This window comes from Arenibacter echinorum, assembly GCF_003259375.1.
Taxonomy (GTDB): Bacteria; Bacteroidota; Bacteroidia; order Flavobacteriales; family Flavobacteriaceae; genus Arenibacter; species Arenibacter echinorum.
In genome coordinates this window covers 124,580-147,673 of sequence record NZ_QLLN01000008.1, presented here as the reverse complement: position 1 = coordinate 147,673, position 23,094 = coordinate 124,580, and the positions used below count along the sequence as shown (strand labels likewise).

Annotated in this window: 21 protein-coding genes; 12 read left to right on the top strand and 9 right to left on the bottom strand. The window is 38.8% G+C overall.

Annotated elements, in window-relative coordinates; translation table 11 throughout:
* Window positions 1–6: 6 nt before the first annotated feature.
* On the bottom strand, window positions 7–1,239 hold the full coding sequence (locus LV92_RS19185; protein ID WP_111625219.1) for a M48 family metallopeptidase: 1,233 nt from the start codon (window positions 1,237–1,239) through the stop codon (window positions 7–9).
* Window positions 1,240–1,302: 63 nt separating this feature from the next.
* On the bottom strand, window positions 1,303–2,112 hold the full coding sequence (locus LV92_RS19180; protein ID WP_111625218.1) for a TrmH family RNA methyltransferase: 810 nt from the start codon (window positions 2,110–2,112) through the stop codon (window positions 1,303–1,305).
* A gap of 72 nt (window positions 2,113–2,184) precedes the next feature.
* Between LV92_RS19180 and LV92_RS19175 the strand changes: the two genes are divergently transcribed.
* Complete coding sequence (locus tag LV92_RS19175; RefSeq protein WP_111625217.1) at window positions 2,185–2,988, top strand: DUF6503 family protein; 804 nt, start codon at window positions 2,185–2,187, stop codon at window positions 2,986–2,988.
* Window positions 2,989–3,183: 195 nt separating this feature from the next.
* On the opposite strand, the gene LV92_RS19170 is transcribed toward LV92_RS19175, so the two are convergent.
* On the bottom strand, window positions 3,184–4,251 hold the full coding sequence (locus tag LV92_RS19170) for a DUF3810 domain-containing protein (protein WP_111625216.1): 1,068 nt from the start codon (window positions 4,249–4,251) through the stop codon (window positions 3,184–3,186).
* Between the two features lie 72 nt (window positions 4,252–4,323).
* Here LV92_RS19170 and LV92_RS19165 point away from each other — a divergent pair, with 72 nt between their 5' ends.
* Both LV92_RS19165 and LV92_RS19160 read left to right on the top strand, forming a co-directional pair.
* Window positions 4,324–5,784: an aminoacyl-histidine dipeptidase gene (locus LV92_RS19165; protein WP_111625215.1), complete on the top strand. Its 1,461-nt coding sequence runs from the start codon at window positions 4,324–4,326 to the stop codon at window positions 5,782–5,784.
* Between the two features lie 165 nt (window positions 5,785–5,949).
* Window positions 5,950–6,411: a CBS domain-containing protein gene (locus tag LV92_RS19160; protein ID WP_111625214.1), complete on the top strand. Its 462-nt coding sequence runs from the start codon at window positions 5,950–5,952 to the stop codon at window positions 6,409–6,411.
* 153 nt (window positions 6,412–6,564) lie between these two features.
* Here LV92_RS19160 and LV92_RS19155 read toward each other — a convergent pair whose 3' ends face one another.
* The 3 genes from LV92_RS19155 to LV92_RS19145 are packed head-to-tail and all read right to left on the bottom strand — an operon-like array spanning window position 6,565 to window position 9,241.
* Entirely contained in the window at window positions 6,565–7,671 is a 1,107-nt protein-coding gene (locus tag LV92_RS19155; protein ID WP_111625213.1) for a peptidylprolyl isomerase, read from the bottom strand.
* An 11-nt stretch (window positions 7,672–7,682) separates the two neighbouring features.
* Window positions 7,683–8,228, bottom strand: a complete 546-nt coding sequence (gene gldI / locus LV92_RS19150; RefSeq protein ID WP_111625212.1) for a gliding motility-associated peptidyl-prolyl isomerase GldI — start codon at window positions 8,226–8,228, stop codon at window positions 7,683–7,685.
* The gene (locus tag LV92_RS19145; protein ID WP_111625211.1) at window positions 8,225–9,241 is read right to left on the bottom strand and encodes a DHH family phosphoesterase; all 1,017 of its coding nucleotides are present in this window, start codon (window positions 9,239–9,241) and stop codon (window positions 8,225–8,227) included. The genes gldI and LV92_RS19145 overlap by 4 nt, the downstream gene beginning before the upstream one ends.
* Before the next feature lie 421 nt (window positions 9,242–9,662).
* Between LV92_RS19145 and LV92_RS19140 the strand changes: the two genes are divergently transcribed.
* Window positions 9,663–10,601 (top strand): calcium/sodium antiporter, encoded by a 939-nt coding sequence (locus tag LV92_RS19140; protein ID WP_111625210.1) that lies wholly within the window; start codon window positions 9,663–9,665, stop codon window positions 10,599–10,601.
* 22 nt (window positions 10,602–10,623) lie between these two features.
* Window positions 10,624–12,237 carry a carboxypeptidase-like regulatory domain-containing protein gene (locus LV92_RS19135; protein ID WP_111625209.1) on the top strand — a complete coding sequence of 538 codons (1,614 nt, stop codon included), beginning with the start codon at window positions 10,624–10,626 and terminating at the stop codon, window positions 12,235–12,237.
* 75 nt (window positions 12,238–12,312) lie between these two features.
* On the opposite strand, the gene LV92_RS19130 is transcribed toward LV92_RS19135, so the two are convergent.
* Window positions 12,313–13,326, bottom strand: a complete 1,014-nt coding sequence (locus LV92_RS19130; RefSeq protein ID WP_111625208.1) for a glutamine synthetase beta-grasp domain-containing protein — start codon at window positions 13,324–13,326, stop codon at window positions 12,313–12,315.
* Window positions 13,327–13,523: 197 nt separating this feature from the next.
* On the opposite strand from LV92_RS19130, the gene LV92_RS19125 reads away from it, so the two are divergent.
* From LV92_RS19125 to LV92_RS19110, 4 genes are all read left to right on the top strand, one after another.
* Window positions 13,524–15,710, top strand: a complete 2,187-nt coding sequence (locus LV92_RS19125) for a glutamine synthetase III family protein (RefSeq protein WP_111625261.1) — start codon at window positions 13,524–13,526, stop codon at window positions 15,708–15,710.
* Between the two features lie 90 nt (window positions 15,711–15,800).
* Entirely contained in the window at window positions 15,801–16,979 is a 1,179-nt protein-coding gene (locus tag LV92_RS19120) for an AIR synthase related protein (protein ID WP_111625207.1), read from the top strand.
* Between the two features lie 49 nt (window positions 16,980–17,028).
* A complete protein-coding gene (locus LV92_RS19115; RefSeq protein WP_111625206.1) occupies window positions 17,029–17,472 on the top strand; it encodes a QcrA and Rieske domain-containing protein in 444 nt (147 codons plus the stop codon).
* 284 nt (window positions 17,473–17,756) lie between these two features.
* Window positions 17,757–18,710, top strand: a complete 954-nt coding sequence (locus LV92_RS19110; RefSeq protein ID WP_245946438.1) for an FAD:protein FMN transferase — start codon at window positions 17,757–17,759, stop codon at window positions 18,708–18,710.
* 3 nt (window positions 18,711–18,713) lie between these two features.
* On the opposite strand, the gene LV92_RS19105 is transcribed toward LV92_RS19110, so the two are convergent.
* A complete protein-coding gene (locus LV92_RS19105; protein ID WP_111625205.1) occupies window positions 18,714–19,361 on the bottom strand; it encodes an ATP-binding cassette domain-containing protein in 648 nt (215 codons plus the stop codon).
* A 387-nt stretch (window positions 19,362–19,748) separates the two neighbouring features.
* Here LV92_RS19105 and prfA point away from each other — a divergent pair, with 387 nt between their 5' ends.
* Window positions 19,749–20,825, top strand: coding sequence for a peptide chain release factor 1 (gene prfA / locus LV92_RS19095; protein ID WP_111625203.1), 1,077 nt, complete (start codon window positions 19,749–19,751; stop codon window positions 20,823–20,825).
* Between the two features lie 5 nt (window positions 20,826–20,830).
* Window positions 20,831–21,649, top strand: a complete 819-nt coding sequence (gene pyrF, locus LV92_RS19090; protein WP_111625202.1) for an orotidine-5'-phosphate decarboxylase — start codon at window positions 20,831–20,833, stop codon at window positions 21,647–21,649.
* Between the two features lie 6 nt (window positions 21,650–21,655).
* On the opposite strand, the gene LV92_RS19085 is transcribed toward pyrF, so the two are convergent.
* The gene (locus LV92_RS19085) at window positions 21,656–21,853 is read right to left on the bottom strand and encodes a hypothetical protein (protein WP_111625201.1); all 198 of its coding nucleotides are present in this window, start codon (window positions 21,851–21,853) and stop codon (window positions 21,656–21,658) included.
* Window positions 21,854–22,040: 187 nt separating this feature from the next.
* Between LV92_RS19085 and LV92_RS19080 the strand changes: the two genes are divergently transcribed.
* Window positions 22,041–22,820, top strand: a complete 780-nt coding sequence (locus LV92_RS19080) for an alpha/beta fold hydrolase (protein ID WP_111625200.1) — start codon at window positions 22,041–22,043, stop codon at window positions 22,818–22,820.
* Window positions 22,821–23,094: the final 274 nt, after the last annotated feature.

The following is a 23,094-nucleotide window of genomic DNA, read 5'->3' as shown; positions in this document are numbered from 1 at the left end:
CAAAAATTATGCCTTTAAGTTTTGAATTCTGGACATCAAGGTTGGGTGTGAATAGTGCATAAAAACATAAGCAGGATGAGGTGTAAGATTACTTAGGCTGTTCTTGGATAATTTTTTCAAGGACGTAATCAGAGGTTTGGGGGCAAAAGTTTTTTTAGCAAAGTCATCTGCCTGATATTCAAATTTCCTGGACATGGCGTTCATGATCAATCCTGTTATTTCCGAAATAGGACTGTATAGGATTCCAAAACCTATAAGCGCTGCATGAAAACTAGGTTGCGAAACGCCAATAGCCAAAGATACCTCCGGATTATTTATAAAAATTGAAAGGATGAATAGGGTGAGACCGGTAAGTAAAATAGAGGCGGATAAATTGAAGATGATGTGTTTTCTTTTGTAATGTCCCACTTCATGTGCAAGCACTGCTACAATTTCGTCTTCTTCCAGGTCGTTGATCAAGGTATCATATAGGGTTATTCTCTTTTCTTTGCCAAATCCAGAAAAATAGGCATTGGCCTTGGTAGATCTTTTTGATCCATCTATCACAAATATATTCTTTAATTCAAATCCCACGTTTTTGGCGTAAGCTTCTATTTTGCTTTTTAAACTACCTTCTGCCAAGGGAGTTTGTTTGTTGAAAAGGGGCACGATCAGTTTACTGTAAAACAGGTTCATGAAAAGTGAAAAAACGGCTATGAGAGCCCAGGCATAAATCCAAAAGTTGGTGCCCGCCCATTGAAAAAACCAAATGATCAATGACAGTATTCCTCCCCCGATGATCATCATCATAATCCAACCTTTAATTTTATCTGTCCAGAATAATTTTTTGCTACTCTTGTTAAAGCCAAATTTTTCCTCAATTACAAAGGTGTGGTAGTAAGAAAAGGGGGTTGTAACAATATCATTGCCTATCATAATTATTCCGAAAAAAATAAGTGCAATCAGAATAGGGTTATCGCTAAAGCTCCTGGCAATGGTATCTATCCATTCAAATCCCCCAAAAATCAGAAAAATTAAGGTTAGGCTTAAGGAGAAGACAGAGCTTGCCATCCCAAAACGATAGTTGGTTTTCTTATACTCCTGTGATTTTCTGTATTCCTCTTGGTCGAAAACGTCGTTGAGTTCACTTGGGACAACATCCGTATAGCGTTTGGCATTTAAATATTCCAGCACAGTTTCAATTAAAAACTGAATCAACAAAATGGCTATGATGATATAAAATAGGATGTTACTGTTCATTTAAAAAATTAATGGATTTCAATATTGTTTTATGTTGCAGTTTTGTGGATGCCTGTTTTTTCTTTATAATCCCCTTTGCCTCCTTGCCTCAAAGATAAGTATTGCTGCGGATACGGAGACGTTCATGGAGTCTATTTCTCCATGCATGGGAATTATAATATTTTGGGTTGCCTTGTTCAGCCATTGTTCGGATAGCCCGGTAGCCTCTGTTCCCACCACAATTGCCGTGCCTTTGGTAAAATCTATTTCTGTATATGGCTTGGAGGCACTTAGTGCTGCACAGTTGATGTTGATATTGCGACTAATTAAGAACTGGATAATTTCGGGTGTGGATCCCATAGCTATATTGGTAGTGAAAACACATCCAACACTCGAGCGGATTATATTTGGGTTGTATAGGTCGCTTTTCGGATTGGCTATAATTACGGCATCCAGGCCGGCAGCATCGGCGGTACGAAGGAGGGCGCCAATATTGCCTGGTTTTTCAGGGGCTTCCGCCACTAAAATAAGTGGACTGTCGTTCTTAAATTTTAAAGACTCCAGAGAATGCTCCCGGGCCACTGCTACGGCCAATATGCCCTCAGTGGTTTCCCTATGCGCCAATTTTTGAAATATATCCTTTGATATGGCAATTATTTCTGGGGTAGGTGAAATTCCATGTACTAATTCCATAATAGCCTCGCCGGTAACGAGCTCGGGATAGAAAAGAATAGTCTTTAAAGTATATTGTCCCTTAATTGCGAGCTGTAACTCTTTGATGCCTTCAATAACAAAAAGCCCATTTTTTTTTCGTTCACGGGATTTTTCCTTTAAAGATATTGTGCTCCTTACTAAGGGGTTATGGATACTGCTAATCTCTTTTATATAGCTCATTGGTGCAAAAATAATATATTATGTTAACTTAATTATAGTAATACGACCAATGGGGCAACTAAAATAAGTAAGATGAAATATGTAATTGTAGTGGTGCTACTGGTTAGTACGCTATCCTGTAAAATGGAAAACAAAACAAAGGAAGCCGAAGTGGAAATGGCCGAACCTAGGACAGAATCAAGGGTTGATCTGGAACGATATCCAGAGCAGTTAATTAAGGTTTTTGAGGCTCATGGCGGGTTGGCGAATTGGAAAAACAAGAAGAGTTTGGTTTTTAAGCAAGGGGAAGAGCTTCATACCATTGATTTACAAACCAGAATGGATAGGGTGGACGGACCAGCTTATTCCCTTGGTTTTGACGGTGATAAGGTATGGCTGCTTAACGAAGAAAATGCGTTTAAGGGCGATCCAGTGTTTTATCACAACCTTAGGTCTTATTTTTTTAATATGCCTTTTGTTTTGGGGGATAAGGGTATTGTTTATGATGAAACGGAGGATTTGGTATATGAAGGGGTTAATTATCCCGGTATTGCAGTTCGATTCAATTCGGGAATAGGCACCTCTTATAAGGATGAGTATTTCTTACATTATGACCCCCAGACCTTTAAAATGGCTTGGCTTGGATATACAGTGAGTTATAGAAGTGGTGAACGTTCCGATAAAGTAAGTTGGATAGGTTATCACGATTGGACGGACGTAAATGGCCTAAAAGTTCCCAAAGAATTGACTTGGTACAGTTCCGAGGGGCGCACGATTAAAGAGCCGAGAAAACCGGTTGTTTTTGAAGCGATAGCGTTTAGCGGACAGGCTAAACCGATAAGTTTCTTTGCGAAGCCTGAAAATGGAGTATTTGTAGAAGGGAAAGTACAAGAGTAAAAAACAGGGTGTTACCAAAAATGAACTTACTGTTACTGATCATCGAAAATACTGGTTCAAAGGATTGGGAATATTGGTGTTTGATGTTCCTTAAAGAGTTTAGTTTGCTGCTTATCGTATTTTGTTCAATAATTTAATGAGTATCGGTAATTAATGTTATTGCAATTTAACATGGCTTTTTTAGTGCCATGTTTTTTATAAGGGATTTTGCTGATAATAATTTATCAAAAGGGTCACCACGGCATTGTAGCTTTTTATTCCTTCCTTTTGATTGTTGGCCTTTAAAAAAGTATTGAATATAGATTTAAAAATGGGTTCCATAGGGTTTTCATGTGCCTCCCAGAATTCGGCCACTTCTTTATAATTCTTTTTTACCCCGGGATTCAGTTTGTTGTATTGGTTTTTAAACTCCTCCTTGTCCCAACTGGCAAGTTCATTTAGACAATAACTTAGGGCATAGGCATATGCCGAATATTTAAAATAGATATCCTCATTGCTAACAGTTGCCAAATAACCAATAAAATTGGTTTCATTTTCAGCAGAAAATCCTAATTGATGTCCTATCTCATGGCCACATATTACGGGAAACCTAAAATTCGGCAGCGCGCTATTAGCTTGGGCTTCATTGGTGAACGGATTTAAATAGCCCCCATAACCCATATAGCTCAAAGGGATGCTGAAAATGGATTTTTTTAAACTGGGGTGATGGTAGGCAAAAAGGGGGATTTTACTTTTCAAAGATTGGTAACCCTCCAAGGTACGCTCCATAATTTCTTTTTTGGTATAGGGGACTTGTACCATTTTACTGGTATCAGACGTTATTCTAAATTGAATTTCATTTGTTTTCAGCACCAGTTGGTTCACAAAATTTTCCAGTTCTTGCTGGCTGTGTTTTTCGCCAAGTTCCAAGGTTTGTGAAAGAGGTTGCCTATAATAATTTAGTCCCCATAAAAGATGAAATGTAAAATATGCTACGGATAGGACCATAGCAATGTCCCTTGTAAACCCCAACAAGTTTTTTTTAATGGCCATTCTGTTCACAATGATATATCGCACTCCCAAGATAATTATAAGCGCGTACAGCATATCACCTATGGAAAAAGGAATCCATCCCATTAAGGAGCGCCAAAATCCGGATATAAAAGGGTATATCCCTTTACTGTAATAGGTTTCTATAAATTCAGGGTATTGCCCTAGCCATTTTACCAAGATTATTTGTGGAACCAATAAAAGGGCGATAAGATTTTTAATTTTAGTATTCATCAAGTCAAAAATAGCCAATAATCTAGTATGGTTGTTTTTCTATCTGTATTTTTGATTTCATAATTTATAAATATGAATAAGGAAATAAGAGATTTAGAGCCGAAAAATATCTGGAATAAATTTGCCGATTTAAATGCTGTTCCCAGACCATCCAAACATGAGGAAAGGGTAATAGCATTAATGATGGACTTTGGAAAGGCCCTTGGTCTTGAAACCTCTAAGGATGATGTGGGAAATGTAATAATTAAGAAACCTGCATCGCTGGGGATGGAAGATAGGAAGACTGTAATTCTGCAGTCGCATTTGGATATGGTACATCAAAAAAATACCGATACGGATTTCGATTTTAATACCCAGGGCATAGAGATGTATGTTGATGGAGATTGGGTAAGGGCAAAAGGTACCACCCTAGGGGCCGATAATGGCCTGGGGGTAGCCACCATAATGGCGCTGTTGGAGAGCAATGATATTTCCCATCCGCCTTTGGAAGCCCTGTTTACGATCGATGAAGAAACTGGAATGACCGGGGCCAAGGGATTAAAGGGAGGATTGTTGAAAGGTGATATTTTGTTGAATCTGGATACGGAAGATGACGACGAAATTGATATAGGTTGCGCTGGAGGCATAGATATTACTGCCAAAGGAATATATGGGGAGTTGGCCTTGGGCGAGGGCTCCGCTGCCTACAAAATAGTGGTTAAAGGACTTTCTGGGGGTCATAGTGGAGTAGATATCCATTTAGGACTGGGCAATGCCAATAAGATCATGAATTCTTTATTGATATTGGGGCAGAAGCAAATTGGTTTAAGGGTTTCTAAAATTGACGGCGGAGGATTACGAAATGCAATTCCAAGGGAAAGTACCGCTTTGGTGGCAATAAAAGCATCGGACTCCGACGAATTAGATACCTTGTTTAAAGATTGGGCCATTAATATAAAGAAGGAATTTGCAGCCACTGAGGCAAATCTTAAGATTGTTTGTGAACCTGCGCATCTTCCAAAAACGGTAATGGAGCCCAAGGACCAGCAGGTTTTAACGGAAGCTATTAAGAACGCCCTTAATGGAGTCTATGCCATGAGCAAAACTATGAAGGACCTGGTGGAGACATCCAATAATATTGCTAGAGTAGAGGTTGGGGATGGTAAAATAAATATAGCCTGTCTAACCAGATCATCCGTAGAGGCCGGTAAAATGGAATTGGCCAAAAACCTACAAAATAATTTTGAAAAGGCGGGGTATGAAGTAACTTTAAGTGGAGATTATCCTGGTTGGAATCCCAATCCCGATTCTGAAATCTTGAAACTCTTGGAAAGGAAATATCAGGAGCTTTTTAATGATCAGCCAAGAGTCGTTGCCTGTCATGCAGGTTTGGAATGTGGCATTTTGGGAAAGAATTATCCTGAGGTAGATATGATAAGTTTTGGACCAACTATAAAAGGTGCCCATTCTCCCGATGAACGAGCCAGTATATCTTCATTGCAAAAATTTTGGAAATTTATTTTGGAGATACTTGAGGAAATTCCAAAAAAATAGAAGCACTATGGCCTGAATGCTATATAGGATTTAAGATGTACATGGCTGTAAAACAATTATATAGCTTTCTGAAAAATGCCTCCCGTTTAAAAAGATGGGGGGTATTTTTTTTTAGGTTAACAGGATTATATTTCTTATATTTAAGAGAATCAAAAGAAAGCCGATATGGGAATCAAAAGTTTTCAGGGTCCTAGAGTTCAACAACCCAGTGAAGAAGCACCACTAAGGGTTTGCGACTATATGACCAGAAAACTGATTACTTTCAGACCGGACCAATCTGTAGAAGAGGTAATAGTTGCCCTTTTAAAATATAAAATTTCAGGGGGCCCTGTAGTAAATGACAAAAATGAATTGATCGGGATTATTTCTGAAGGAGATTGTATTAAACACATAAGTGAAAATAGATACCACAATCTGCCAAGTTCCAATTTGACGGTGGAAGGACACATGATAAAAAATGTGGAAACCATTGACGGCAATATGAATATTTTTGATGCTGCCAATAAGTTTTTGAACGAAAAGCGCAGACGTTTTCCAATAGTGGAAAATGGAAAGTTGGTCGGACAGATTTCCCAGAAAGATATATTAAAGGCTACCTTAAAGCTTAAATCGACAAACTGGAAATAGATTTCCCATTTGGATTTGATTGGCGGAGTAAATTTTCTTATCCTTGTTACTTTTCGGATACTCACTTTATCATAATAACGGAATAAGCAATAAAAAAATCCTTGTTGATCTCCAATTTAGAGGCCAACAAGGATTTTTATTTTTGGAATACAATTATTGGGCTATCCCAGTAATTTCCAAATCAAAAATTAACTTAGCATCTGGGGGAATAGGACCATAACCAGCTTCACCATAGCCTAAATGGGATGGTATAAACAAACGAACCTTGTCTCCAACCTTCATTTGCATAAGACCTTCCTTGAATCCTGGAATTATCCTGGCTTCCGGGCTGTAGTCCATTGGAATGGCTTCGTAACCGCGACCTTGTTTTCTGGCCTCCTGATAAACGCCATATTTTTTGGCGATTTCTTCGTAGTTACTGTCAAAGAGTGATCCGTCAGACAAATATCCCGCATATAGCACATTTACCTTTTGCCCCACTTTGGGCTGCTCTCCATTGCCCTCTGCTAGGGTAAGTATTTTAAGCCCTGATGGTAGCTCTTCCGCGGTACTTTCCTCTGCGGTAATTTGGGCAACGAAATCGGTTTTCATTTTCTCCATCGCCTTGATCCTTTCCTCTTCCTCGGCAAAGTAATCGCTCATTACTTTTGCGGCATCAAATTTCTTGGCTTCTTTACCGTTTCTAATTATTTCAACGGTGTTCATAACCACATCGGTAATTGGTTTGTCGCCTTCCGCAGTTTTAACATTGGCGATAGAATCAACAACATCCATTCCTTGGACAACTTCACCAAAAACAGTGTGTCTGCCATTTAAAAAGGGAGTTTCCTTGTGGGTAATGAAAAACTGACTTCCGTTGGTAGTAGGTCCGGAATTGGCCATGGATAGGATACCGGCCTTATTGTGCGTAAGGGAGTCGTTAAATTCATCCTTAAATTTATATCCAGGATTTCCCATACCTGTTCCAGTTGGATCTCCACCTTGAATCATAAAGTCCTTTATAATTCTATGAAAGATGATACCGTCATAATATTTTTTGCCCTTTAGGCTGTCGGTAACAAAAGGATTTTTTCCTTCGGCTAGGGATATAAAATTGGCAACGGTCAAAGGGGTCTTTTGGTACTCTAATTTAAGGAGAATTTCACCTTTGGTAGTGGTAATATCCGCAAAGATACCATCTCCCAAATCGGCATGCTTACTGGACTTGCAGCTTGAAAATGCTATGGATACTACTGCCAATAATAAATAAATTTTCTTCATTGTAATTAATTTTAATTGTTGTCTTTTTGTTTATCTATGTTTAAAATGGTAATGGTGGATTTAATGGGGACGTTCACGCCAATTTTATTATTGTCCCCGTGATAACCGTAAGATAGGGAGGAGGGGAACAAAAACGTTGCACTTTCCTTCTCTTTTAAAAGTTTTATGCTATTTCTCAAACCAGGGAAAAGGTCTTGCTTATCAACCTTATAGGTTATGGTTCCAATATTCTCTTTGGAATATATTGTGTCACTGTTAAAGGTCATAACATTGTACTGCAGTGTAACCAGGTCATCTGTAGTTGGGTAATAATCAGTCTGGTCGTTCTTGTCTATATAATGATACCAAGAACCGATGCCACTGGAAAAGTAGGTGTTCAAGGAGTCATTTTTAATAATTTCCATAATTTGTTTTTCTTCCTGTGCCAATAGGTCCTTATTGCGCTCCACCGATTTTTGTAAAATACTTCCGGTTTTAACTTTAATGGGCTTACGCGGTTCTGGTACGTTGCAGCTGGAGAAGGCGGTAACTAGCAAAAGCAATATCAAATGTTTCATGCGTTTAAATCATCTTTGTATTGGGGTAGTAAGGCCTTGAATTGGTTTATGGTTTCTTCCATGGAAACATCGCTTCGCCCACCTGCGGCATTGGTATGTCCACCTCCGTTAAAATTGGCCCTAGCAAATTCATTTACCGAAAAATCACCTTCAGATCTAAAAGAGATCTTGATAATTCCTTCCTCGCGGTTTTCAATGAAGATAACAGCAAAAACAATTCCTTCCAGGGTTAATCCGTAATTCACGAAACCTTCGGTATCTCCCTTTTTGAAATTATAGGTATCCAACTCGTCTTGCGACAAGGTGATAAATGCAGTATTAAATTCTTCCAGGATGACCATATTTTTTAAAGCACAACCTAAAAGGTGTAATCTACTTGGTGTGTTGGTGTCATATACCTTGTTGTGTGCTTCCGTATTTTTGGCGCCTTGCTCTATTAATTTTGCAACTACGAGATGTGTTCGGCTGGTGGTGGAAGAATATTTAAAAGATCCGGTGTCGGTCATGATACCGGTGTATAACGAAATTGCAAGGTCCGGGGTAATGCTTTCTACATCGTCTAGTCCTTCAATTACATTGAAAACCATTTCACATGTAGAACTCATGCTAACATCAGAGTAGGTAATCTTTGAGTAGTTATCGGGTTCCTGATGGTGATCTATCATTACAAATGTGGCCGATGAATCTTCCAATAAAGGTTGCAGTTGCCCAATCCGTCCCAAGTGATTGAAATCCAAAGTAAATATAACGGTAGCGTTGTTAATAAGGGCTTTAGCTGCTGAGGAGTCTCTTTCAAAATTGACTATTTGTTCGCTTCCTGGCATCCATTTTAAGAATTTGGGAAAATCGTTGGGAACAATGATGGTGGCATCCTGTCCTTTTCCTTTCAGGTAGTGCCATAGTCCCAAAGTAGAACCAATAGCATCTCCGTCCGGATTTTTGTGCGGTATAATTACAATTTTCTGGGGTATTTCCAACAACCCCTTAATTGCCTTTATAATCTCTAAATTCATGCGCGCAAAGATACAATTTAATAATATATGCCATTGTTTGAAAAATCTATTTTTATATTGTGCGTAATCCGAGGTGTCCGGAATTAAGCTACAGCTGCGTTCTTAGGTGTGGAGAGGCCGTAGAATTGATAGTTTGAAGCTTTTATGGAGTAATCAAGAATTGTGTGGTTCTAGCTGCAAAATAAGGCTTCCGAAAATTTTCATCTGGAGCCAATATGCGATTAACGGCCAAAGATCTCTGGGTTATATTCTACTAAAATTGCATTGGGGGTGATTTAAAAATGAACTTTTTTAATGGATTGCCTTTGTTGTTGGAATTTTTTTAGGAAGTTAAGTTGAATTTCTTGATTTATTGGAAAGGCAGTTATGTTGCTGAAAAAAAAAGTCGGATTCTTGATTATATTTGTAGGAAAACTTTTTGATGCTGGATATACTTTTTATTGCATTAGGATTGGTATTGTTAATTGCGGGAGGAAATTGGCTTCTAAAGGCGGCAGTTGCTTTGTCATTAAAACTCAATATTCCAAAGATTGTTATAGGCATGACAGTGGTTTCCTTTGCTACTTCTGCGCCCGAGCTTATAGTTAGTGTAAATGCTGCTTTGGAAGGTTTTCCCGATTTGGCGCTGGGTAATGTTGTAGGCTCCAATATTGCTAATCTGGGTTTGGTATTGGCAATAACGGTCATCCTGGGCAGTATTGAAGTTAGAAAGAGTTTTTATACTACGGATTGGCCGGTTATGATGTTGGCATCCTTTTTATTTTTCGTTTTTATTTATTTTGATGGTGAATTACAAAGATACGAGGGCTTTATTATGGTGCTTGTACTCTTTATTTTCCTGGTGTACTTATTGCGTTTTCAGAAAACGGCGGTTGTAGATGAATTGCCTGAGGATGATGTTCCTCTGCCATTATATAAAACGGTGCTATTTTTGGGCTTGGGCGGACTTGCCCTTTGGGGAGGTTCAGAACTATTGATTAAGGGTGCTGTGGGACTTGCTACTTTTTATGGTGTCAGTGAGCGGGTAATTGCGGTAACCATTGTGTCTATCGGGACCAGTATTCCGGAATTGGCTGCCTCTGTTATTGCGGTACTTAAGAAGGAAAAGGCAATTTCTTTAGGAAATCTAATAGGATCCAATATTTTTAATCTGTTGGCCGTTTTGGGCATTACATCAATTATTACGCCTATTAAGGTGTCAGATCAAGGCTTGCTGACCAACGATATTTTTTGGATGTTGGGTACATCCTTTTTAATTCTTCCGCTGGTGTTTTTGCCAAAAGGGCTTAGGTTAGGTTGGAAGGACGGAGCAATCCTTTTGGCTGTGTACGTTCTATTTGTATATTTAACAATAACCTAAAAGGCAGTAATCAATTTGGCTTATGCGAATAAGGGTCAACTTTATAGCTTTCTTAGTATTATTTTGTACAGTTGTTCATGGCCAAGAAAGTGAATTTATAAGTGGAATCCTGATTGATGCTGAAAACATAGAGCCAATTCCATTTGCAAGCATTCGGGTGAAGAATAGGGCAGTTGGGGTTATTTCCAATAATGATGGGAGTTTTAGGATACCCATAAAATTTAGGGAGCTTAATGATACTTTGGAGGTCACCTCTATGGGTTATGATTCTCGGGAAATTGTAATTGGCGAATTATTATCGGATAAAATCAATCGGTTATTTTTAAAACCTATGCTGGTTCAATTGGATGAGGTTACCTTGAGCGCGTCCAAGAAAAGGCGAAGAGGCAGAAATGACAATGATAGGCCCGTTACTGCCGAAGAGATTATTTCCAAGGCCATAGAAAAAATCCCTCTAAATTATCCCTATAATCCACAGTCATACGTTGGATACTACAGGGATTACCAATGGAAATCTGGAGGTTATACCAATTTGAATGAGGCAATTGTTGAGGTTTTTGATAAGGGTTTCGGGACGTTGGATTATGAGGACTCCAATACAAGGATATACGAATACTCTAGAAATGCTAATTTTCCAACGGATTCCTTAAGTGAAAGGCTATATGATTATGGCGAATACAAGACCAAGACCATCCCCAAGGCCTATTTAAATAGTTATGGGGGCAATGAGTTTGTAATATTGCGCATCATGGATGCTATTAGAAATTATAATACCTTCTCCTATTCCTATGTTGATCATTTGGATAAGGATTTTATTAAGAACCATGATTTTTCAATTGAGGACGACACCTCCTTGGACGGAATGCCACTGTATGCAATAGATATATACAAGCACAACAGAAAGATTATGGTCCGGGGAAAGATTTATATTTCCAAGGATAATTTTGAAATCGTTAAATTGGAATACGCAACATATGACGCTTTGTTGGGAACTAGGAAAATAAGCAAGACCAGTAAAAAAATCGAGGATAGGTTACTCTATCGCACAGTAGTGGAATACAAGAAAGAGGACAATTTAATGTTTCCCAGTTATATTTCCTTTAGTAATAAATTTGAGGTAAAAGTGCCTCCGGTCTTTACTGTCAAGAATGTGTTTGTAGACTTTGAAAACAAGCTATTTGAAATTGTTTTTAATAGAGAGCCCATGCATTTTAAGGTGCTTAAGGATAAAAATTACAATATTAGTTATAAAGGTAGGGGTATAGATATCGAGAAGATAGTTCTTGCAGATAGTGTAACCGTACAGCTATATCCTAAGATGAACCTTGGAGATCAGGCCTTGGAAATTTTTTACGCTGATCCGGGGGATATTGGTAAAGATGATTTTCGTGTATTAATGGATAATATTATAGATTTGGATGGGAATAAGTTGGATTACTCCGAAACTTATTCCTTAATGCAATTCAGGGAATTTTTTGTACAACAGCGAAAACCGGTAGGGCAATATCCGGGCAAGCATCTTTATATGGATAAAAATTGGCCCATATTTCAGGATCAACCTATTGTTAAACCTGATAATTACAGTGATTTTTGGATGAACACTCCACTGCGTAACGAAGGAGCCATCATAAAATAAATTGTATAAAAAAACCGCCCCTCTTTCTCAAAAGGAACGGTCGGTAAAAATAATCAACAATTATTTTTTTACTCTTTATATTTTAACGGATTTAACCGTTTTAACGATTCTTCCTGCAATTTTGTATGGATCACCGTTAGAAGCCGGTCTTCTATCTTCCAACCAACCTTTCCAGCCTTTTTGTACTGTAATGATCGGAATTCTAATAGAGGCACCCCTATCGGAAATACCATAGCTAAAGTCATGGATAGAAGCTGTTTCGTGCTTCCCTGTCAAACGTTGTTCGTTGAACTCTCCGTAAACTTCAATGTGTTCTTTAACAACAGGACGGAAAGCCTCACATATTTTCTCGTAAACTTCTCTTGAACCACAAGTTCTTAAAGTAGTGTTGGAGAAGTTGGCGTGCATACCTGAACCGTTCCAATCGGTATCACCAAGAGGTTTTGGGTGGTATTCTATATAGTAACCATGTTTTTCGGTTAATCTGTCCAATAAATATCTTGCAACCCAAATTTCATCACCTGCTTTTTTGGCACCTTTGGCGAATAATTGGAATTCCCACTGTCCACAGGCAACTTCTTGGTTAATTCCTTCAAAATTCAGACCGGCATCGATACAAGCATCTGCATGTTCTTCAACCAAATCACGACCATGGGTATTTAGACCACCAACAGAACAGTAGTACATACCTTGTGGTTTTGGATATCCACCTCTAGGGAATCCTAAAGGAAGTTCCGTTCTGGTGTCCATAATGAAATATTCTTGCTCAAATCCAAACCAGAAATCATTGTCTTCATCTTCAATGGTAGCCCTACCGTTAGACACGTGTGGGGTACCATCAGCATTCATGACCTCGGTCATTACTAAGTAACCATTGATACGATGTGGATCAGGATAGATTGCTACGGGCTTTAACACACAGTCAGAAGATCCTCCTTCCGCCTGGCGGGTTGAACTTCCATCAAAAGACCAGATTGGGCAATCTTCCAATTTACCACTGAAATTTTCCTCAACCTTAGTTTTACTCCTCATGTTTTGCGTGGGCTCGTACCCATCCAACCAAATGTATTCTAATTTAGACTTGCTCATAATATGTATTGTTGATTTTTATTATTAACGCAGACAAAAATAATAATTTTCAACATATATGCCATTTTTTAGTGGGTTAAATGACAATAATGTTGATATTTTTTTGGAGACCCCTATTTTTTTGGGGGTATATTATTAAATATGTATTTTATGTGGATTATTTTAATGAATTGTTATTTTTGTCAAAAAAAGAATATATGTCAAATCAAAGATTTAAGGCCATAGAAAGCAGTCATAACAGAAGTGAAATAATTGTGGAGGAAACTGGCAGGCGTTCGGAATATTTTGGGATGAACGTGTTCAATGAGGAACGTATGTTACAGTATTTGACCAAGGATGCTTATGATAGGGTAAAGGCGGCTGTGGTATCAGGTGTTAAAATAGATAGAAAAGTTGCCGATCAGGTGGCGGAAGGTATGAAGACCTGGGCAATATCCATGGGTGCAACACATTATACCCATTGGTTTCAACCACTAACAGGAACCACAGCTGAGAAACATGATGCTTTTTTTGATTTTTCGCCCGAAGGAAGGGTGATGGAAAAGTTCGGTGGTGGCCAGTTGGTGCAGCAGGAGTCGGATGCCTCCAGTTTTCCAAACGGCGGGATAAGAAATACTTTTGAGGCCAGGGGCTACACGGCCTGGGATCCAACGTCTCCGGCATTTCTTTACGGCACCACTCTATGTATACCAACAGTTTTTGTAGCATATACCGGGGAAGCCTTGGACAATAAGGCTCCACTATTAAGGGCATTGAATGCTATGGATGAAGCCGCTACTGCCGTAGCTAAATTCTTTGATAAAAATGTTACCAAAGTCTTCGCCACCTTAGGCTGGGAGCAGGAGTATTTCTTAATAGATAAGTCATTGGCCTTTTCCCGACCCGATATTAGTTTGGCAGGCCGCACTTTAATAGGCCAATCCGCTGCAAAAGGGCAGCAATTGGACGATCACTACTTTGGGGTTATTCCAAATCGCGTTTTGAATTTCATGAAAGATCTGGAAAGGGAATGTACCAAATTGGGAATTCCGGTAAAAACCAGACACAATGAAGTAGCCCCTAATCAATTTGAGTTAGCTCCAATCTTTGAAGAAACCAATCTGGCCGTAGATCACAATCTATTGCTCATGGATGTCATGGAAAAGATTGCTGATAAGCATTTTTTTAAAGTACTCTTTCATGAAAAACCTTTTAGGGGAATAAATGGGTCTGGCAAGCATAACAATTGGTCTTTGTCTACGGATACCGGTGTTAATTTGCTTAGTCCTGGGTCTACCCCAATGAAAAATCTTCAGTTTTTAACTTTTTTCGTGAATACTATAAAGGCTGTGGATAATTATGAGGAATTATTGCGTTCTTCCATTGCTTCTGCTGGAAACGACCATAGATTGGGCGCCAATGAGGCGCCTCCTGCTATCTTGTCGATTTTTATAGGGGAACAACTGAATGAAGTTTTAAATGAACTTGAAGGGGTGACCAAGGGGAAATTGTCCCCTGAAGAAAAGACCGAATTAAAGTTGAACGTGGTAGGCAAGATTCCGGAAATTCTTCTGGACAATACAGATCGTAACCGCACCTCGCCTTTTGCATTTACTGGAAACAAGTTCGAGATGCGGGGCGTAGGTTCCAAAACCAATTGTGCCAAGCCTATGACGGTACTGAATACTATTGTGGCCAAACAACTTATGGCCTTTAAAAAGGAGGTAGATCAACTGGTGGATAAGAAAGGTCTTAAAAAGGATGAGGCAATTTTTAATGTCCTTAGGGAATATATAAAAACCTCCAAAAGAATTAGGTTCGAGGGCGATGGTTACAGCGAGATTTGGGAAAATGAGGCCAAATCCCGCGGCTTGAGCAATAACAAGAATACACCCCAGGCGTTACAGATACTTACCTCCAAAGAAAGTTTGGCACTGTTCAAGTCCATGAATGTCATGAGCGAAATTGAGGTAAGGGTTCGGCAGGAAGTGGAGTTGGAAGAATATATTCTTCATATTCAAATTGAAGGTAGGGTCTTCAATGAGCTTGCTTACAGCTATATTATACCTGCAGCAGTGGAGTATCAGAATAAATTGATAAAAAATGTGGTAGGTCTAAAAGAAATTTACGGTGCAGCCCATAAAAAAATGTCGGAAAGTCAGTTGGATATTGTAGAGCGAATTTCAGAGCATATCCGCGCCATAAAAATTAAGACTGATGCTATGGTAGATGAAAGAAAGAAAGCCAACAATATGACGGACATCAATAAAAAGGCCAATACTTATTGCGATAGTGTACGTCCTTATTTCGATGAAATAAGGTACCATTGCGATAAATTGGAGCAATTGGTAGGCGACGAATATTGGCCACTAACTAAATATAGGGAACTATTGTTCATTAAATAAATTGGACATTTAGATATTATTGTATTAAAAGCCTACAATTAGTGGGCTTTTTTTTGTGGATTCTCCTATTTTTGTCGCAAACTTTTATTCATGAGCTCATCAAATAGCAAAAGATACGATCAAAGAGGGGTTTCTGCTTCCAAGGAAGACGTGCACAATGCCATAAAAAACATTGATAAGGGATTGTTTCCCAAGGCTTTTTGCAAAATTGTGCCCGATTACCTCACCAATGATGATGAGTACTGTTTGGTGATGCACGCCGATGGCGCCGGAACTAAATCCTCCTTGGCCTATATGTATTGGAAAGAGACAGGTGATATTTCCGTATGGAAAGGAATAGCACAAGATGCCCTTATCATGAATGTGGACGATCTTATTTGTGTTGGGGCTACGGATAATATTATGTTGTCCTCTACTATAGGAAGAAACAAGAATTTAATTCCTGGAGAGGTTATATCCGCCATAATCAATGGTACGGAAGAGTTGATCGAGGATTTGGAAAAACATGGGATCACGATAAGGTCAACCGGAGGGGAAACGGCAGATGTAGGGGATTTGGTACGCACCATTATAGTGGATTCCACCGTAACGGCAAGATTGAAAAGGAGTGAAGTGATCAATAATGCCAATATTGAAGCTGGAGATGTAATTGTTGGCTTATCTTCCTCAGGACAGGCCAGCTACGAAAAGGAATATAACGGCGGTATGGGGAGCAACGGACTTACCTCTGCCAGGCACGACGTTTTTGCAAAATACTTGGCAGAAAAGTATCCTGAAAGTTATGATGCGGCAGTGCCCGAAGATCTGGTGTATTCCGGTAATGTGAAGTTGACGGATCAGGTTCCCAACGCCCCCTTGGATGCGGGAAAATTGGTGTTATCCCCAACCCGTACCTATGCTCCCATTGTTAAAAAAATTCTAGGTAAATACAGTGCTAAAGATATCCATGGAATGGTACATTGCAGTGGAGGTGCACAGACCAAAATTCTTCATTTTATAGATAAGCTCCATATTGTTAAGGACAACTTGTTTCCCATTCCTCCTTTGTTCAAATTAATTCAAGAACAATCGGGGACCGACTGGAAGGAAATGTATCAAGTTTTTAATTGCGGACATAGATTGGAATTGTATGTAAATCCTGCTATTGCAGAAGACCTTATTGCCATTTCGGAAGGCTTTGGGGTTTCGGCCCAAATTGTAGGTAGGGTGGAAGAGAATTCTGTTAAAAAGCTCACAATTAAAAGCGAGTTCGGCACCTTTGTGTATTAAGGTATACGAATACCCTTTTTCCTACGTTGTTTTATAAAGAAATTACGTTATGGAAAGAAAGCAGTTTTTAAGGACTTTAGGTACCGGAGCAGCATTTGCCCTTACTTTTCCCTGCTTACATGGTTGTTCATCGGATAGCGATGAAGTTATAGATCCTAAACCAGTACCAACAGGTGTGGATTTTACCATTGATCTAAGTTCAGCAGAAGGAGCCAAATTGCAAAACAATGGCGATTTCATAATTAAGAATTATGTGGTCGTTGTAAAAAACTTGGCGGGTGATTTTGTGGCAGCAAGTCAAGTCTGCAGTCATCAACAGACCGATGGGATAAGTTTTAAAACGGATAATGGAGGCTATTTCAAGTGTTCTACCCATGGTTCCACCTTTAGTCAGACCGGCACCCCTTTAAATCAAATTGGTAATGATGTTTCAAAGCCCCTGAAAATATTTAAAACGGAGTTAGACGGGCAGATCCTGCGTGTTTTTGAATAATCAATTTTTTTTTAACCACTTGCTTAAATGGGATTTTCCTTAAAATCATTGTTCGGACTCTTATTTTATGTCTTATGGCCATTTCCTTTGCAATCTCTTCGCATTGGGAGGTCGTTCACAATTCTCGCGTCAAGTAGTGCCGTTTCGGTTAATGTTTTTTGGTTTGCACTGAGTGGATCTAGGCTCTGCAATTACTATACACTTATTCTGGACAAAAAGAAAAAAACTTCAATGTTTAATTTTGTTCTAGGGTGAGGGCTTTATTTTCTATTTTAATTTGCTGTATGGTGCTAATAGGCCATGCCCAGGAGCTTAAGTATGTTACCGTTCAGCGATCGGTGAACTTAATGGGCGATAAATTTGATATCACTGTGGTGGCCGATAATGAGGAAATGGGTTATATAAATATTGAAGAGGCTGTTTCTGAAATTAAAAGGATAGAAAAACTGATATCTTCATGGGACGAGGAATCAGAAACTTCAAAAATCAATAAAAACGCCGGAATAAAACCGGTGAAGGTAAGTGTAGAGCTGTTCAAACTAATTGAAAGGGCAAATCAGATTTCTGAAATAACCAATGGTGCATTTGATATTACATTTGCCGGGTTGGATAAGATCTGGAAGTTTGATGGTTCCATGAAATATAAGCCTACCAAGGACGAAATTTTACAATCCGTAAGCAAGGTGGGGTATAAAAAAATTATCCTCAATGAGGTTGAGCATACGGTCTTTCTGCAATTGAAAGGGATGAAGATCGGTCTTGGAGGTATAGCTAAGGGCTATGCCGCTGATAAGGCCAAAGAACTTTTAGTGGGGAAGCAGGTTAGCGCGGGGGTTATCAATGCTTCCGGTGATCTAACTACTTGGGGTACCAAGGCTACTGGGGAAAAGTGGTTGATAGGCATTGCAAACCCACTGAGCAAAGACAAAATATTTTCGTGGCTGCCCGTTCTGGAATCTTCAGTAGCTACTTCCGAGAGTTACGATAAATATATCACATTTGACGGAAAGAAATATTCCCATATTCTCGATCCCCGGACCGGAAATCCTATTTCAGGAATAAATAGTGTATCGGTCTTTTCAAAAACAGCCGAATGGTCGGATGCTTTGGCTACGGCTATTTTTGTACTTGGTGTGGATTCGGGAATGGCACTGATAAATCAATTAAAGGGGACCGAGGCAATAATTGTGGATGGTAACAACAAAATGCACAAAAGTAGCGGCATCTTATTCAATTGAGTTCTAATTAATATATCCTTCCCTCTTGAGTTCTTTCTTGTCTTCTATTTTTTTGGAACAACCGTTCTTTAGAAGATAGACCGTATCGCTTACAGCTAAAATATCATTGTAAAAATGATCGGTCAGGATTATAATACTCCTTTTCTTAACTTGATTCACAAGAGCCTTGAATTTCTCCACATATATTGGTGCAATGAAGGAAAAGGGCTCGTCCAGAAGTATAATTTCCTTGTTGGACATGAGCACTAAGTAAGCTTCGATAACCCTAATTTCTCCGCTGGATAAATTTTTGATCCGGGTCTTGTCGTAAACTTTAAAACTTTGGAAATGGTTAATGAATTGCTCCCATGAAACCTTGAAAAGTCCAAAGGCTAGCTTAATGCTTAAATGCTTGGGCAAAAGGGAATATTGGGGTAGGTAACCTATTTTTTCTGTTAAGTACAAGGGTTTTGGAAGGCACTTTCCATTGCTGCGAATGTTCTTGTATTTGGGTTGTAGATCCCCAAATAAAATTCTCAACAAGGAAGTTTTCCCACTGCCATTTCTTCCAAGGATTCCAGTGACTTTTCCCTGTTCCGACTTAATGTAAATCCCGTACAGGATCTTTCTTCCAGCAAACTCCAAATCAACGCTGTCTATTTCCAAGGTCAAAATAAACGGAGGAGCTTAATGAATATTACGGTTATGAAGGTATCTATGAGAAATGAAATTAAGATAAGGGCTGTTTTGGATAGGCCAAAATTTTGATAAAACGTTAAGCGCTTTCTCAACCCTATGTCATAATAGGCCAGGTAGATCCCTACATAGAACAATATTTTGGAACTCAGGATCATGGTATTTAGGTGGGATATCTTAAAAATAACACTCCCGCTAAATAGCATAAAAACCGTAATAAGAAATGATATCCAAAGGTAAGGCTGGGCAAAGTGGAAACTCAATTGATAGGTTCTGAAATTGAAAATTGAATTCATCTATTGAATAGGATATGCTTAAATGTACAAAATTATCGTAAATTCGCAGTCCAAGTGTAGATTGTATATGATAGATAAATTAAACATAGTAAAGCAACGCTTTGATGAGGTTTCGGACCTTATAATTCAGCCTGGTATTATTGCTGATCAAAAGCGTTATGTGGCACTAAACAAGGAATATAAGGATTTAAAACAACTTGTAGACAAGAGGGATCTTTATTTGGAGTATACCAATAATATATCCGAGGCAGAGGAGATTCTGTCCGATGGCAGTGATCCTGAAATGGTGGATATGGCCAAAATGCAATTGGAGGAGGCCAAGGAAAAATTGCCCAAATTGGAGGAGGAGATTAAATTGATGTTGATTCCCAAAGATCCTGAAGATTCCAAAAACGTGGTGGTAGAGGTAAGAGCAGGTACTGGAGGGGATGAAGCTAGTATTTTTGCCGGTGACCTTTTCAGAATGTACACCAAATATTGCGAGTCTAAAGGATGGAAGACGAATGTGATTGACCTAAGCGAAGGTACAAGTGGCGGGTACAAAGAAATTCAGTTCGAGGTTACAGGCGAGGATGTATACGGTACCCTTAAGTTTGAAGCTGGGGTGCACCGTGTGCAGCGTGTACCACAGACCGAAACCCAAGGAAGGGTGCATACCAGTGCTGCTACGGTAATGGTGCTTCCCGAGGCCGAGGATTTTGATGTACAGATAGATCCCAAGGAAGTGAGGATAGATTTTTTCTGTTCCTCGGGACCAGGAGGTCAATCTGTAAACACGACTTATTCCGCTGTGCGTTTAACCCACCTTCCAACAGGCTTGGTAGCACAATGTCAAGATCAGAAATCACAGCATAAAAACAAGGAAAAGGCATTTAAGGTTTTACGCTCCAGATTGTACGATATGGAATTGGCAAAAAAACAGGAGGAAGATTCCGCCAAGAGAAATTCCCAGGTAAGTAGTGGTGACCGTTCGGCTAAAATTAGAACCTATAATTACCCACAAGGTAGGGTAACGGATCATAGGATCGGATTAACGCTTTACGACCTTCAAAACATTATTAATGGCGATATTCAACGTATTATAGACGAACTAAGTTTGGTTGACAATACGGAGAAATTAAAGGAAGCCTCTGAGATATTTTAATTCCTATGACCACTGATTTTTTAGTTGGACAGATTCGAAAAAAGGAATCCTTTCTTTGTATTGGGTTGGATACGGACTTGGATAAGGTTCCAAAGCACCTATTAAAGGAGGAAGATCCCATTTTCGCTTTTAACAAAGCTATAATTGATGCTACACATCATTTATGTGTTGCCTATAAGCCCAATACCGCCTTTTATGAAGCTTATGGGATAAAGGGATGGCAGGCTTTGGAAAAAACCATCAATTATTTAAATATCAATTACCCTGAAATATTTACTATTGCAGATGCCAAACGTGGGGATATTGGTAATACCTCCACCCGTTATGCCAAAGCCTTTTTTGAGGATTTAGGATTCGATTCTGTGACCATTGCACCTTATATGGGCAGGGATTCTGTGGAACCATTTCTGGCTTTTAAGGATAAGCATACTATATTGTTGGCATTAACTTCCAATATGGGGGCGTTCGATTTTCAAACTAAAATGGTAGATGGAAAGGAGCTCTACAAGCAGGTGCTGGAAATTTCGAAAACCTATGAAAATTCGGAAAACTTAATGTATGTTGTAGGTGCGACCAAGGCGACTTTTTTGACAGAAATAAGAAATATTATTCCTAACAGTTTTCTTTTGGTACCGGGAGTAGGGGTACAAGGTGGCAGTTTAGCTGAAGTGTGCAGATATGGAATGAGTGATAATGTAGGTCTTTTGGTAAACTCCTCCAGGGGAATTATATATGCCTCGGACCAAGACAATTTTGCACAAGCTTCTGCCGAAAAGGCAAAAGAATTGCAGCAGGAAATGAGTTTGGAACTTAAAAAACGCTAAGTTTCCTTAATGTGTCAGGGTTTGAATGATTTTTTGGATTTTTGCAGCTTTCAATTCAAAAAATTCGGCAAGTTTTGAATTGGAATGTTTTTCGCTGGTAGCCTTGTCCATGAAACTTTTGTATTGGTATTCCAAAAAGCTTATTTCTTTTGAACCGTTGATTATTGGGGAAACCGATCCAACTTTGCAATACTGATTTTCCATATAATTTTTTTCTTACAAATATAGCTAGAAACAAGGTTTAAGGGGAGCCATCTGAAAGTGCATTTATCCAATAATCAGGTAATTTATCTATTTTTTTACCTTGTAGCAATGTTGAAAAGTATATTTTGATTTATTGGATCCATATAAAGTGTATTGGAAATAACACTACATTTATAAAAAATGAATATTGATAAGTTATAATATACATAGCCACGATACCTCTGCCAAATGGGTGACTTTTGTACATGGTGCAGGAGGCAGCTCCACTATTTGGTATAAGCAGCTTCGGGAATTTAAAAAGCATTTTAATGTACTTCTCTTGGATCTACGGGGTCATGGGAACTCTAAGATACATCTAAAGGATGCCTTTAAGAATAAGTATACTTTTGATAATATAACCGAGGATATATTGGAAGTAATCAATTTTGAAAAGATTGAAAAATCTCATTTTATTGGAATTTCCCTGGGCACAATTTTAATTCGAAATTTGGCAGAGAAGCATCCCCATCGGGTAGAGAGCATGATTATGGGCGGGGCCATTATGAAATTGAACCTGAGGTCACAAATATTGATGAGACTTGGCGTTATTTTAAAATCCATAGTCCCTTATTTATGGCTGTACAAATTTTTTGCCTTTGTAATTATGCCCAATAAGAACCATAAGGAATCGCGATTACTTTTTGTTCGTGAGGCGAAAAAATTGTATCAAAAGGAATTTATTCGTTGGTTCAAGTTAACCTCGGAGATTAATCCATTGCTTAGTTTTTTTAGAACAGTGGATATAAAAATTCCAACGCTCTACGTAATGGGGGCAGAGGACTATTTGTTCTTGCCCACTATTAAACAAATTGTAGAGGATCACAAAAGTGCCGAACTGATAGTGGTCCAGAATTGTGGACACGTAGTGAACGTGGAGCAGCCTCAGTTTTTTAACGACACGGTCATAAAATATCTTTTGGTAAAATAGTTTAAGATTTCCTAAAGGGAATAGCTGAAATAATGTCCAATATTATCACTAACTCCCATTGATTGTCGGGTTCGGCACAAACAGCCTAAGGCACAAACAAAAAAACCGGTGCTCCCACCGGTTTTAAACTAACTAACTCAAAAAATACTAACTCAAATTCTTTAGGTATATCTGTATTGCTATTTTAGGTAAATTAAAGGCTGTAATCTATGCTTGTTTAAGTGTAACGTAAAGTATTGGGATTTATTGCGTAAAATGCCTATAAATTGTTCAT

What these genes read in the sequence shown, in the direction of transcription:
- LV92_RS19175 (WP_111625217.1), top strand. Translation starts at nt 2,185, where the DNA reads ATGAAATATGTAATTGTAGTGGTGCTACTGGTTAGTACGCTATCCTGT.
- LV92_RS19185 (WP_111625219.1), bottom strand. Translation starts at nt 1,239, where the DNA reads ATGAACAGTAACATCCTATTTTATATCATCATAGCCATTTTGTTGATT.
- LV92_RS19085 (WP_111625201.1), bottom strand. Translation starts at nt 21,853, where the DNA reads ATGGAAAATCAGTATTGCAAAGTTGGATCGGTTTCCCCAATAATCAAC.
- LV92_RS19170 (WP_111625216.1), bottom strand. Translation starts at nt 4,251, where the DNA reads ATGAATACTAAAATTAAAAATCTTATCGCCCTTTTATTGGTTCCACAA.
- LV92_RS19120 (WP_111625207.1), top strand. Translation starts at nt 15,801, where the DNA reads ATGAGCTCATCAAATAGCAAAAGATACGATCAAAGAGGGGTTTCTGCT.
- LV92_RS19125 (WP_111625261.1), top strand. Translation starts at nt 13,524, where the DNA reads ATGTCAAATCAAAGATTTAAGGCCATAGAAAGCAGTCATAACAGAAGT.
- LV92_RS19160 (WP_111625214.1), top strand. Translation starts at nt 5,950, where the DNA reads ATGGGAATCAAAAGTTTTCAGGGTCCTAGAGTTCAACAACCCAGTGAA.
- LV92_RS19155 (WP_111625213.1), bottom strand. Translation starts at nt 7,671, where the DNA reads ATGAAGAAAATTTATTTATTATTGGCAGTAGTATCCATAGCATTTTCA.
- gldI (WP_111625212.1), bottom strand. Translation starts at nt 8,228, where the DNA reads ATGAAACATTTGATATTGCTTTTGCTAGTTACCGCCTTCTCCAGCTGC.
- LV92_RS19115 (WP_111625206.1), top strand. Translation starts at nt 17,029, where the DNA reads ATGGAAAGAAAGCAGTTTTTAAGGACTTTAGGTACCGGAGCAGCATTT.
- LV92_RS19140 (WP_111625210.1), top strand. Translation starts at nt 9,663, where the DNA reads ATGCTGGATATACTTTTTATTGCATTAGGATTGGTATTGTTAATTGCG.
- LV92_RS19180 (WP_111625218.1), bottom strand. Translation starts at nt 2,112, where the DNA reads ATGAGCTATATAAAAGAGATTAGCAGTATCCATAACCCCTTAGTAAGG.
- LV92_RS19135 (WP_111625209.1), top strand. Translation starts at nt 10,624, where the DNA reads ATGCGAATAAGGGTCAACTTTATAGCTTTCTTAGTATTATTTTGTACA.
- LV92_RS19130 (WP_111625208.1), bottom strand. Translation starts at nt 13,326, where the DNA reads ATGAGCAAGTCTAAATTAGAATACATTTGGTTGGATGGGTACGAGCCC.
- LV92_RS19110 (WP_245946438.1), top strand. Translation starts at nt 17,757, where the DNA reads ATGGTGCTAATAGGCCATGCCCAGGAGCTTAAGTATGTTACCGTTCAG.
- prfA (WP_111625203.1), top strand. Translation starts at nt 19,749, where the DNA reads ATGATAGATAAATTAAACATAGTAAAGCAACGCTTTGATGAGGTTTCG.
- pyrF (WP_111625202.1), top strand. Translation starts at nt 20,831, where the DNA reads ATGACCACTGATTTTTTAGTTGGACAGATTCGAAAAAAGGAATCCTTT.
- LV92_RS19165 (WP_111625215.1), top strand. Translation starts at nt 4,324, where the DNA reads ATGAATAAGGAAATAAGAGATTTAGAGCCGAAAAATATCTGGAATAAA.
- LV92_RS19145 (WP_111625211.1), bottom strand. Translation starts at nt 9,241, where the DNA reads ATGAATTTAGAGATTATAAAGGCAATTAAGGGGTTGTTGGAAATACCC.